Here is a 12534-nt window from a genome sequence, read left to right on the forward strand (position 1 = left end):
ATGCGCAGCCGATTGACCGTGCCTCTCGCCGCCGCCATTTTTGTTGGAAGCGCAGCTCTCGCCAGCGCGCAAACTGCTCCTCCCGCCCCTAATCAACCGCAACAAGCCGCTCCGGTTATCACGAGAGGCGGCGGCATTGCGGGCACTGGCTTCGGCGCTGGAGCCGGAGGCGCGGGTACTACGTCAGCGACCCCCGCCAATCGCGCGCGTTCCCCTGAAGTGATCAGCGGCGCCGGTCACATCGGAGCCGGGACCGGCGGCTTGGGCTTGGGAATGGGTAACGCGACCGGCGGCGTCCTCGGCACCGGGATCGGCGCGCCGACAGGCGGCATCGCCAATAGAACCAGCCTTGGCTCCGAGACGGGCGGCGTTATCGGTTTCGGACAAGGGTTTAGCGCGTCCACTGGCGGCGTCAAAGACACAGCCAACGCGGGGATAAACGTAGGCGGCATCTCCGACTCGGCGATTGGCGCGGGAAGCGGCGGCCTCAGAGACGCCAATAGTTTGGGCGCAGCTACCGGCGGGACAAATGAAGGCCCGAACGCGCCAAGATTTAGGGTGATCCAGTAACGCCAGCCTCGCTTTACTGGCGAGACGGAGGCCATACACGCGGAGGCGCACGGGGTCCTTTTGCGGGTCCGGCCGCTAAGCCGCTTATTGGCGGCTAAGCCCCTTCGCCGGTCGGATTGACCTTCCGGGGCGGCCCCATCAGCGCCGGCTGAAACAAGATCGCCGCCGCCAGCGTGCAGACCAGCGACAAAGCCAGCAGCTTGCCCATGCTGGAGGTTCCCGGATGTTTTGACAGCCAAAGGCTACCGAAAGCGGTCGCTGTCGTCAGGGCGCTGAAAAACACCGCGCGCGTGAGGCTCGATTGCAGGAGATTGGTCGTGCCCGCGCGCCAGGCCATCACAAAGTAGATTTTGAAGGCGACGCCAAGGCCAAGCAGCAAAGGCAGCGCTATAATATTCGCAAAATTGAGCGGCAGGCCAATCAGAACGGTGATCTCGAGAGTGACGACGCCGGCTAGCAGCAGCGGCACAAGCGTCAAAAGCACATCGGTGAATCGGCGCAAAACGATCCAAAGGAGAATGCTGATCGACAGAAGCGCCCAAATACCCGCCTCAATGAAGGCGCGAACGACGGTATCGCCGGATTCCTGAATGGCGATTGGTTCGCCGGTCGCCGTCGGGGCGATCGCCTGAACCGCTTTGCTGAAGCGCGTGAGAACGGCGTTATCGTTGGCATTGCCCTTGGGAGAGACCGCTATGCGAGCGCGGCCGTCGTCCGTGACCCAATCGCGCGCCAAATCATGTGGAATGGAGGCGAGCGTCGTCTTCTGCGCGGAGAGCGACGTGCGCAAAAGCTCGAGCATCGTCTTGAGGCCCGGCAGCAAGGCCGCGCGGGCCGCCTCGCGTTGCTGAGGCGGCGCAGCGGCCATTTTGCGCATCAATGCGGCGAGGCGGCGAGCGTCGTCGGCGCCGGTTCCCTTGAGATCATCGGCTGTAGCGGCGAAAGACTCGGCGGCGCGATTCATCGCCTCGATGTCCTCATCATCCGTCGGCGGCGGCAGTATGCGGCTCGGATCCAATATGGGATCGAAAACCGCCGCGGCCTGCTTGATGATCGGAAGTTTCTCTTCCTGATCCTGCGGCACGAAACTCTCAATGGTCACCGTGCGGGCGACTTCCGGCAAGGCCTCGAACCGCGCTGCGAGCTTCTGTGCGGCGTCAAGCGAAGGCGCTAGAACATCGATCGTATTGGTGTCGGTCGAAGGATCTCGCTCCAGATCGAGAAAAGTCGCGACCGATTCCACCTTGTCGCTGCGTAAATTGATCGGATTAAAATCGAAATGGAGATGGGTCAGCAAAGGCGTTCCGGCCAAAGCCACCGCCAAAGTGCCGATGATGATCGCATATCTGTGCCTCGCCATGAATTCATCGGCGGGGGCCAGGAACTTGTAGCCGACAGGCTCAGCCTCGGCGGGGGGCTTCAGTATGGCGAGAAGAGCCGGCAGAACCGTGATCGACGCAAAAAATGCGATGAACATGCCCGTGCCGGCGATGAGGCCAAGTTCGGAAACGCCGCGATAATCTGTCGGAAGAAACGAGTAGAAGCCGGCCGCCGTCGCCGCCGCGGCAAGAGCCAGCGGACGCCCAACCTTTATCGCCGCGCTCGAGAGGGCCGCATCGAAATTCGGTTCTTTGTGGCGCTCGGCGCGATAACGCACGCTGAACTGAATCCCGAAATCAACGCCGATGCCGACGAACAGAACCGCGAAGGCGACCGAAATCAGATTGAGCGCGCCAACCATCAACAGCCCCACCGCAGCGGTTGCGGTCAGCCCAACGACGACGCTGAGGGCGACCGCGAGAACGATGCTGGGCGATTTCAACGCGCGCCAAATAATGAAAAGAACGATCAAGGCGGTCACCGCGCCATTGACGCCGGCGCCATCCTCGACGGTGGCGAATTCCTCGTCGGCGAGCGGCACCGGGCCGGTCAGCCGCAGCCGCAGCCCCGGCTCGGACGCAAAGCCAAGATTTTTCCAGCTCTCCCGGATGAAGTTGCTGGGCGCTTCGCCGGGTTTCAGCGCGGCGTAGTCAAGCACAGGCTTCACCTGGATGAAGCGGCGCAATTCGCGGGGGTCCGGCGGCTCGCCCGTCAACAAGCCGCGCCAGGAAAAGAATGTCGGCCGGCCTGCCAGTAGCGAATCAAAGGCGCCGCCGAGGGCCGCGACGGGACGATCGAAATCGTCGAGCGTTCCAGCTTTCGTTCTGACGCCCTTGGTGATGAAGGAAAACGCGTCCATCAACCCCCGCAAGCTCGGATCGGACGCCAGCACGGAAAGGAACGGCTGCGCCTGAAACAACCCTTGCACGGTGCGCTGGACCTCTGAAGTTGGCAGGAACAGCAGCCCGTTCTTGTTGAAATAAGGTCCGCCATCCGGCCGCAGAACCGATTGGAAAAGATCAGGGCGAGTCTTCAGCCGATCGGTCAGGCTCTGGGTCGCAGCTTCCGCAAGCTCGGGCGTTGGGCCATCGATGACGACGACGATCTGATCGGCCCGCTGCGGAAACGCTTTGTCCATGGCGATCAGATTCTGCCGCCACGGCAGCTTGGCGGAAATGAAGTCATTGGTGTTTGTATTGATGTCAAAATGCGTCGCCGCGTAATGGCCGGAGACGATCGTGACCACTATCGCCAGCGCCAGCACACCCCACTTGAAGCGCCTGCATAGATCCACGATGGCGGCGACCGCCCTTGCTATGGGGTCTGCCGCCGTCCCATCGGATAAAGGCGCTTGGTCTGTGTTGTGTGGACGTGTGATCATGTGGTGCTGTCGCCAATCAGATCAGGGCTGTTCCTGGATAACCAGCAAGCGGCCCAACAAGACGAAACGCCAACGGCGGGGAGGGCGAGGGGAACCCCCTCTTCATCAACAAGGTTCGAAGTTTTGACGCGAGAGTTGTTTGACAATGAGTTTGTCATAGTTACAAGCTGGACAGGGAGTTTAAAAGTAGGCGTCGCCTGCTTGTAAGGCTACATTCGGTTCGACGCTAGGCAAATTTCATGAAAGTAATCTTGGCTCAGCCTCGCGGTTTTTGCGCAGGCGTCGTTCGCGCCATCGAAATCGTGGAGCAGGCGCTCGCCAAATATGGCGCGCCAATCTACGTTCGGCATGAGATTGTCCATAACGGGTATGTCGTCGAGAGCCTTAAGGCAAAGGGCGCGCTTTTCGTGGAGAGCCTGGCTGAGGTGCCTCGCGGCGCTCGCACAATTTTCTCGGCGCACGGCGTTGCTCGCGCCGTCGAGGAGGAAGCCGCGGAACTCGGATTGCCAATCCTCGACGCGACATGCCCCCTTGTCGCCAAGGTCCACAACCAAGGCGAGCGTTATGTGCGGCAGGGCCGCTCCGTCGTTCTGATTGGTCACGCGGGCCATCCGGAAGTCGAGGGCACGATGGGGCGCATCCCTGGACCGGTTTATCTGGTTCAGTCGGAAGCTGACGTCGAAAAGCTCGCTCTCGACGCCAATGCGCCGCTTGCCTATGTCTCACAGACGACGCTCAGCGTTGACGATACAAAATCCGTCATCAACGCTCTAAAGCGGCGATTTACGAATATTGTCGGCCCGGAAACCACGGATATTTGTTACGCGACGCAAAATCGACAAAGCGCCGTGCGCGAACTAAGCGCGCTCGTCGATGTCATTCTCGTGGTCGGCGCGAAAAACAGCTCAAACTCGAATCGATTGCGCGAAATCGGGACCGAAGCCAAAACCCCAACCTTCCTCATTGCCGACAGAACCGAACTCGACTTGGAGTTTCTGCGCAATGTGCAAGTCGTTGGCCTTACCGCCGGCGCCTCGGCCCCGGAAGTTCTGGTCGAGGATGTGATCGACGCCTTGCGCGGCCTTGGCCCGGTCGAGGTCTCGACATTGCCTGGGATCGAGGAGAATATTGAGTTCAAGCTGCCCGCGGAGCTGGTGTCGTAGGGCTCTCTTGCGGCTTGTTCATAGACGTCTGCGAGCGAAGACGCGCTCGCAGAAACTTGCAATCTCTCTCTGATGAGATAAGGCGCAAGAACCTAGATATTATACCCTCCCGCATCAAGCGGGGATAATTACCGGGCGAAGTTGATTGGCTGGTAAGAACTTCGAGGAGCAGGCATTGGGAATACCTTTTCTCCAAATGGCGCAGATCGGCGGCTACGTCGTTCGGCAACGTTTGAGCGGCCGCAAGCGCTTTCCGCTCGTACTCATGCTCGAGCCATTGTTTCGTTGTAATCTGGCCTGCGCCGGCTGCGGCAAGATCGATTATCCAGACGAAATCCTCAACCAGCGCCTGCCGGTCGCGGATTGCCTCGGCGCCATCGATGAATGCGGCGCGCCGGTCGTCGTCATCGCCGGCGGCGAGCCTTTGCTGCACAAGGGTCTTCCGGAAATTGTCGCCGGGGCCATCGCCCGGCGGAAATTCGTGACCGTCTGCACCAATGCCTTGCTGCTGGAAAAGAATCTTCATCGCTATAAGCCGAACCGCTATTTCAACTGGTCGGTTCACCTCGACGGCGACGAGGAGATGCACGACAAGTCGGTTTGTCAGACAGGCGTCTACGATCGCGCGTTGCAAGCGCTGAAGCTGGCGAAAGAAAAGGGCTTTCGCGTCACCATCAATTGCACCCTGTTCAATAACGCTGAACCGGAGCGAGTCGCGGCCTTTTTTGATTCGATGGCGGCGCTCGGCATCGAGGGGATCACCGTTTCGCCGGGCTACGCCTATGAACGCGCGCCGGATCAACAGCACTTCCTCAATCGCGAGAAGACCAAGACCCTGTTCCGAGATATTTTCTCGCGCGGAAAAGGCGGAAAGGCGTGGCCTTTCTTCCAATCTACCCTGTTTCTCGATTTCCTCGCCGGCAACCGGACCTATCATTGCACGCCTTGGGGCAACCCGACGCGGACGGTGTTTGGCTGGCAACGGCCCTGCTACCTTCTTGGCGAGGGCTATGTCGGAACCTTCAAGGAGTTGATGGAGGAGACCGACTGGGACCGCTACGGCACTGGCAATTACGAAAAATGCGCCGACTGCATGGTTCATTGCGGCTTCGAGGCGACCGCCGTCGAAGAAGCCTTCGCTCATCCGCTGCAGGCGCTCAAAGTCGCGATCGGGGGCATTCGCACCCAGGGGCCAATGTCGCCGGATATTCCGCTAGACCGGCAGAGGCCCGCCGATTTCGTCTTCAGCCGGACGGTCGAGCACAAACTCTCCGAAATCCGTAAATCCAAGGATTCCGGCAAGCAACTGTCGGCCGCGGAATAAGGCCGCGAAGGCCGCCCGCGCATCGCGGGCGGTCCTGACAAGATCGGGGATCTGGCGCGGATTGCGTAAAAGCGAGCGCGTCAATGCTCCGAACGCTATGGCTCCATCGGGACCCATGGCCACCAGCGCCGCATGCGGCAATTGCCGCTCCGCGGGGTCCGCCACCACACGCACCGCTGCGAAGGGAAGGCTCAGCGCAGCGGCGACGCGGGCCGCTATATGCGATTCCATATCCACCGCATGCGCGCCAGTGCGGGCATGCAAGGCGCGCTTGGCCGCCGGGTCGACCACCGGCGCATCGACCCCGACGAGGTCGACGAGGGGAGCGCCCAAGGCTGAGGCAAGCGTGCGCGACCAGCTTCGATCGCTGTGGAGTCGCTCGCCCTCTTCGTCGACGATCACGCGCGCGACGAGCGTCGCTCCGGGAGCAAGGCCAGGCGCGAGGCCGCCAGCGACGCCAAAGCTGATGATCGCGCAGGCGCCCGAGGCGGCGGCTTCAAGGTCGCGCTTCAGCCGAGCGCCGTCTCCCCCCCCCGCCAAAACAAGGACTTGCGGCCCCGCGGCGAGCTTAGCCTCCGCTTGCAACCCGGTGACGGCGATGACGAGAGGACCGCCCGGGGGAAAACCGGCTACATTCCGACCGGCGCGGAAAGATGATTGCCTTTTTTCAGATTGCGGTAGCGAGCCAGCGCCCAGAGCGGGAAGAACCTTGAGTAGCCGTGGTAGCGCAGATAAAAGACCCGCGGAAAGCCGGTCGCGGTGAAACGCTCTTCTTTCCACAGTCCATCACCCCCTTGTGTGTCCGCCAGATAGCGCAACCCCGCCGCCGCCTCGGGTGAATCGACTTCCCCTGCCGCCATGAGCCCCAGCGAGGCCCATGCCGTTTGCGACGATGTGCTCGTCGCCGGGCGATACCCCTTATAATCCAACGCGTAGCTCTCGCCGCCCTCGCCCCAGCCGCCGTCCGGATTCTGGATGCGTTTCAACCACGTTACAGCCTTTTGCACGGATTCGCTGCGCCTGTCGAATTCGACCGCATTGAGGGCGCAGAGGACCGACCAAGTCCCATAAATGTAATTCATGCCCCAGCGGCCAAACCAGCTGCCGTCCTTCTCCTGCACGCGGACCAAATAATCGAGCGCGCGCGCAACTGCGGGGCTCGTCTTGTCCCTCTCGCCGAGCTGGCCCAGCATGGAGACGCAGCGCGCCGTCACATCGGCTGTCGGCGGATCGAGAAGCGCGCCATGATCCGCAAAAGGAATGGCGTTCAAATATTCCCTGTCATTGTCGGCGTCGAAGGCACCAAAGCCGCCATTGGCGCTTTGCATGCCGAGGATCCACTCACGGGCCCGGGAGATCGCCTCGGCGTAGGATGCGCCTTTGGCCTCGGAAGCCTGCGGCGGCCAGCCATTCGCCACGCGGTCCATCGCCAGAGCGACCACGGCGGTATCGTCGAGATCGGGATAATGCGGGTTGGCATATTGAAAAGCCCATCCGCCGGGACGGACATTCGGCCGCTCCACCGCCCAATCGCCGGCAAAATCCGTCACCTGCAGCGGCGTCAGCCAGTCTACGGCCGCTCGCACGTTCGCGCTGAGCGCACCGGCGTGGGGGCCCGCGCTCTCCATCAGCGCATGGCTGGCCAGCGCCGTATCCCAAACCGGCGAGACGCATGGCTGACAATAGGCTTCTTCCTCCCCGATAACGAGAAGCTTGTCGATCGCGGCCCGCATCTCTACCATTCTCGGGTCTGATTTTGGAACGCCCAGCGCGTCGAACATTATCGCCGCATAGGCCATCGCCGGATAGATCGCGCCGAGTCCGTCTTCGCCGTTCAATCGTTCGGTCACGAAAGCGACCGCCTTCTCGATTGCGCTGTGATGCAAGCGCTTGGGAAAATAAGGCTCCGTCCAATGCAGGACGTGATCGATGGCGCCAAAAATCGTTGTCCAGGGGAACGTCTGATGGGCCGCGCCGGGCCACTTGCGGACCGTATCCGCGGGCTGCGTGAAAAGTTCTTTGATCGTGACATTGCGCGGGTTGCGCGCCTTCGGCTTCAAAGCGTTCACGACCGCTAGAGGCGCCATCACGGTGCGGCTCCAATAGGACACTTTGTTCAAATGGAACGGAAACCACCGCGGCAGATGCATGATCTCCACGGGCATGACGGGCACGCCGCGCCAAGGGACCTCGCCATAGAGCGCCAGCAGCGAACGCGTGAAGACGTTGGTCGAAGCCGCGCCGCCATGCGCGAGAATCGCGGTCCGCGCCCGCTTCATATGGGCCGCATCGGGCGAATCGCCTATTACCTTCAGCGCGAAATAGGCCTTGACGCTGCTGCTGATATTGAAAGCGCCATCGGTGAACAGCGGCCAGCCGTCGTGGTCGGCCTGATGACGCCGGAGATAATTGCCGATCTTGGCTTCCAGCTCCGCGTCGGCCGGATCGCCCAGGAAATGCCGGAACAGAATATATTCCGCCGGAATCGAGACATCCGCTTCGAGTTCGAAAACGAAGTGACCATCTGGCCGTTGGACTGCGAGAAGCGCCTGCGTCGATTGCCCGATCGCAGCCTCGATTTCGCTGAGCCGGATTTCGGGCGCGGATTGCTTTACCGCGGCATCCGAATCAAATGTGTCCGTCACCTCCACCGCCTTTTCCCATTCAAAACACACGTCACAGCAATTGCGCGACGACTTCCGCCGCGCGATTGCCCGACCGTATAGCGCCCTCAATCGTCGCGGGGAGTCCCGTCGCCGTCCAATCGCCGGCCAGCGTCAGATTAGCCATGTTTGTTCGAGCCTTCGGACGACGCCTGTTTTCTTCCGGCGTCGCAGCGAAAGTAGCCCGCTTCTCCTTGATGATTTGCCACGGGGGAAGCGGCTTATCAATATGTGTCGCTTCTGCAACTTCCGCCCAGATTCGCATGGCAAGCTCTTCCCGCGCGATATCGAGGAGACGATCGGCCCCGCTGATCGTCACCGAGAGGCGATCCTGAAACGCGAACACCCATTCGATTGTGCCGTTCACGACGCCAAGAATGGGAGGTAAGTCCCTTGGCGGCGCGATCTTGAAATGGGCGTTGACGATCGCGCGAAAGTTTTGCGGCGCCTCGAGGTCCGGGACGAGGTCCTGCGCGATTTGTGGCGGAACCGCGAGAATGACCTGATCGGCGGGGCCGAGTTGCGCGCTCGCGTCGCCGAAATCGAGCGCTGCGGCGCGCTCCCCGACGAATTCGATTTTCCGCAACCGGTGGTCGAGCCGCACATCCGCGCCGCGCATTGAAAGATAGGCGATGGCGGGTTCAATGAAGGCCGCCGAGAGGCCGTGCGCAATGATCGGACGGCAAGCGTCTCCGCCCCGCGCCAGAGTTTCGTGGACGACGGCGGCGGCAAGATGAGAGGAGCCCTCGCCCGGTTCGGTGTTCAGAGCAGCGAGCAGAAACGGGCGCCAAAGCCGCTCGTAAAGCGCGCCCTTGCACGCCATCGCCGTATCGATCCGCTTATCCGGCCCCGGCAAAAGAAGTCCAAACAGCGCGAGATAATCCCACCAGCCCGTGTCGGGGACGCGGCGGTCCCTTGCGAAGATCCACCAGGGCAGCGGGCCGGCGTTCGGACGCACGCGCCAGTTTTTCTTGGCGGCGAGATCGACGAACGCGAAATCGGCCTCCGCGGCGCTGGCAAGAGCGCGTGCGCCTCCGGTCATGCGCAAAAATTCCAGCGCCTCGCGATTTCCCGACAACAGCAAATGATTGCCATTGTCAATGACCATGCCGAGCGTCGCGTCGAAATAGGAGCGACAGCGTCCCCCGGCCTGACGCGCGGCCTCATAGACCACGATCGTGCGCGAGCCGTCGGCCAAGCGCGCCGCGGCGGCGAGACCGGCAAGCCCGGCCCCGATGACATGCACGACGGGCTTGGTCATTACATCAGACCGTAGCGCAACACCGCCAGCAGGATGCGATGTTTTGGCGTGCGAATCCGTACGCGCGGCGGCGCAAAGCCGCGTTCGCGCAAGCGGGCGAGTATTGGCTGATACGCCTCGGTCATGATGATCGGCGCGCGCACGCTTTGACGCGAACACCGCGCCATGATCGCCCGCGCCTCGCGAAAATGGTTTTCCGCACGCGCGATGACCGGAGCGCAGGCCTCTGCCAGAGCCGGATGCGCCAATGCCGCTTGCGGCGAGGTCTCGTGGATTCCCGCGCCAATGAGGGCTTCGCGCGGCAGATAAAGCCGCCCGATCGCGGCATCCTCGTCGAGATCGCGCAAGATATTGGTGAGCTGGAAGGCGCGGCCGAGATGGTGCGCGAGCGCCTCGCCCTCCTTTCTCGGAACGCCAAATACCCGCACGGAAAGGCGCCCGACCGCACTCGCCACGCGGTCGCAATAGAGATCGAGCGTCGCGAGATCGGGCGCCCTTATGTCGGCGTCGACATCCATCTCCATGCCGTCGATGACGGCGAGAAAATCCTCGCGTTGCAGGTCGAATGCGGCGACCGCGGCGACGAGGCCCGCGGGCAGATGCGGCGGCGGCGACCCGGCGTAGAGAGCGTCGATGTCCCGGCGCCATTGCGCCAGCGCCGCCTTGCGGGGCGCAAGGGGGCCGCCGTCGTCCGCGATATCGTCGACGGCGCGGCAAAACGAATAAATTTCAAACATCCCCTCGCGGCGCGGGCGCGGAAGAATGCGCATCGCGGCGTAAAAAGAGCTGCCCCGCGAATGCGCGGCGGCGGCGGCGCAGCCAGCTTGCACAGCGCCGCTCGTCATGCGCCGCCCGCCTGCTTGATAGCCGCCGGAGCTTTTCGGCGCGCGACAGTCGCAAGGCCGGATAAGACGCCGACGCACGTCCAGCCGATGAATGCGGGCTTGCCGAGATGAACCTTTTCGCTCAGCGGATCGCGCTGGCCGAGAAGCTGGTTGAGACGGCGCGCCAGCCTTGCAATCACCGCCGTCTCGAGGCGGAGCCGGAAATCGCGAACGCCCCCCGGCAAACCAACCCCGACATCGATCAGGGCGTCGGTTTTCGCCACGAGGCCGTTGATGCAAGCCCGCAACTCGGGCGATGCTTTTTTCGCGGTCAGCGCTTCGACGCCGATGCCTTGGGCGTCGAGGGCGTCCTGCGGAATATAGACGCGATCGAGGTTGCGGTAATCCGCGGCGCAATCCTGCAGATGATTGATGACCTGGAGCGCGGAGCAAAGCGCATCGGAAGCCGGCCAAGTCGCCTCGCTTTCGCCGTGAACGTCGAGGACGAAACGCCCGACCGGGGCTGCGGAATAGGCGCAATACTCCATCAGCTCATCCCAGCTCGCATAGCGATTCTTGACCGCATCCTTGCGGAATGCGCGCAAAACATCGAGCGCATGGCGCGGGGACAGGTTTTTTTCGGCGAGAATGGCGCGAAGCGGCCTTGCCGCCGCGATCTCATCGCTGCGTCCAAGCAGCGCCGCCTCGAACGCATCGAGGCCGGCGAGTTTTTGGCTGGAGGTGAGCGCGCCATTATCGACCACATCGTCAGCGCCGCGCACGAAACGATAATAGGCCAGAATCGCAGCCCGATATTGCGGCGCAATCAGCATGGATGCGACGGGGAAATTTTCCTGCGTATGGGTCTTCGACTGTTCGACCTCGAGCTCGCTCATTGCAGGTGCCCGTTCTTGGAGAACCACGCCAAAGCGTCCTGAAGGGCCTCGCGATAGGGTCGCGCCACATAGCCAAGCTCACGTTCGGCTTTGGCCGAGCTAAAGAACATCCGGTGTTTCGACATCCGCAATCCGTCCACCGTCACAAACGGCTCTCGCTGCGTTAAATGGGCTGCAGCCTCCGCCGCGAGCGCGAAAGGATAAAGCAGCTGGCGCGGAAAGCGAATCCTCGGCGGCTTGCGGCCGCAAAGTTCCGCTATATCCCCCAACATGCCGGCGAGCGACACATCCTGTCCGCCCAAAATATAATGCTCGCCAAGCTTGCCTTTGCGCAGCGCCGCGAGGTGCCCGCCAGCCACATCGTCGACATGCACAAGATTGAGGCCCGTGTCGACATAGCCGGGAATGCGGCCGAGCGCCGCTTCGACGATGATGCGCCCCGTCGGCGTCGGCTTGACGTCGCGCGGCCCGATTGGCGTCGAAGGATGCACGATCACGGCGGGCAAACGATCGCGCGCAATCATATCGACCACAATCTGCTCGGCGACAATCTTACTGTGCTTATAAGCGCCGATCGCGCGCGACTCGGGAAGACGCATCGTCTCATCGGCGGGGACGACGCCGGAGGGGCAGGCGATGGTCGCAACGCTGCTCGTATAAACAATGCGCTCCACGCCTTTCGACAGCGCCGCCTGCATGAGAATGCGCGTTCCCTCGCGATTATTTCGTAGAATCTCTTGGGGATAGCGCGCCCAGAGCCGATAATCGGCGGCGACATGGAACAGAAAACGCACCCCCGCCATGGCGACGGCGACGGATTCGGGCTCGCACATATCGCCTTCGACCACTTCAACGTCGAGATCAGCCAGATTGATTCGGCGCGCCGTCGGCCGCAGCAGCGTCCGCACGCTATAGCCGGATCGCACCAAGGCATGCGTCACGGCGGATCCGACGAAGCCCGAGGCTCCTGTGACTAGCACCTTGTCACCCGCCACGCCGTCTCGCCCTCCGTCGCAATCGCAAATCGCGTCATGCCTCCAGTTCGGGGCAATATCACCTATGCCGTCATCTC

Annotated in this window: 10 protein-coding genes; 3 read left to right on the forward strand and 7 right to left on the reverse strand. The window is 62.2% G+C overall.

Annotation, left to right across the window (positions count from 1 at the left end):
- Positions 1–570 carry a hypothetical protein gene (locus WDN46_01640; GenBank protein MEJ0092169.1) on the forward strand — a complete coding sequence of 190 codons (570 nt, stop codon included), beginning with the start codon at positions 1–3 and terminating at the stop codon, positions 568–570.
- A 94-nt stretch (positions 571–664) separates the two neighbouring features.
- Here the strand turns inward: WDN46_01640 and WDN46_01645 are convergent, their stop codons facing one another.
- Positions 665–3331 (reverse strand): MMPL family transporter, encoded by a 2667-nt coding sequence (locus tag WDN46_01645; protein MEJ0092170.1) that lies wholly within the window; start codon positions 3329–3331, stop codon positions 665–667.
- Positions 3332–3570: 239 nt separating this feature from the next.
- On the opposite strand from WDN46_01645, the gene ispH reads away from it, so the two are divergent.
- Together ispH and hpnH are read left to right on the forward strand one after the other, a co-directional pair.
- Positions 3571–4494: a 4-hydroxy-3-methylbut-2-enyl diphosphate reductase gene (gene ispH, locus WDN46_01650; GenBank protein MEJ0092171.1), complete on the forward strand. Its 924-nt coding sequence runs from the start codon at positions 3571–3573 to the stop codon at positions 4492–4494.
- Positions 4495–4669: 175 nt separating this feature from the next.
- A complete protein-coding gene (gene hpnH / locus WDN46_01655) occupies positions 4670–5818 on the forward strand; it encodes an adenosyl-hopene transferase HpnH (GenBank protein MEJ0092172.1) in 1149 nt (382 codons plus the stop codon).
- Here hpnH and WDN46_01660 read toward each other — a convergent pair.
- From WDN46_01660 to hpnA, 6 genes are read right to left on the reverse strand one after another with little or no spacing between them, the layout of a single operon-like run.
- Positions 5708–6418 (reverse strand): phosphorylase, encoded by a 711-nt coding sequence (locus WDN46_01660; GenBank protein MEJ0092173.1) that lies wholly within the window; start codon positions 6416–6418, stop codon positions 5708–5710. The two genes, hpnH and WDN46_01660, sit on opposite strands and share 111 nt — an antisense overlap.
- 29 nt (positions 6419–6447) lie before the next feature.
- Positions 6448–8469 carry a squalene--hopene cyclase gene (gene shc / locus WDN46_01665; GenBank protein MEJ0092174.1) on the reverse strand — a complete coding sequence of 674 codons (2022 nt, stop codon included), beginning with the start codon at positions 8467–8469 and terminating at the stop codon, positions 6448–6450.
- Positions 8470–8494: 25 nt separating this feature from the next.
- Complete coding sequence (gene hpnE, locus WDN46_01670) at positions 8495–9742, reverse strand: hydroxysqualene dehydroxylase HpnE (protein MEJ0092175.1); 1248 nt, start codon at positions 9740–9742, stop codon at positions 8495–8497.
- Positions 9742–10587: a presqualene diphosphate synthase HpnD gene (gene hpnD / locus WDN46_01675; protein MEJ0092176.1), complete on the reverse strand. Its 846-nt coding sequence runs from the start codon at positions 10585–10587 to the stop codon at positions 9742–9744. The genes hpnE and hpnD overlap by 1 nt, the downstream gene beginning before the upstream one ends.
- Positions 10584–11462: a squalene synthase HpnC gene (gene hpnC, locus WDN46_01680; GenBank protein ID MEJ0092177.1), complete on the reverse strand. Its 879-nt coding sequence runs from the start codon at positions 11460–11462 to the stop codon at positions 10584–10586. The genes hpnD and hpnC overlap by 4 nt, the downstream gene beginning before the upstream one ends.
- Positions 11459–12457, reverse strand: a complete 999-nt coding sequence (hpnA, locus tag WDN46_01685) for a hopanoid-associated sugar epimerase (GenBank protein ID MEJ0092178.1) — start codon at positions 12455–12457, stop codon at positions 11459–11461. Before hpnA ends, hpnC begins: the two co-directional genes overlap by 4 nt.
- Positions 12458–12534: the final 77 nt, after the last annotated feature.

Source organism: Methylocella sp., from assembly GCA_037200525.1.
GTDB lineage: Bacteria > Pseudomonadota > Alphaproteobacteria > Rhizobiales > Beijerinckiaceae > Methylocapsa.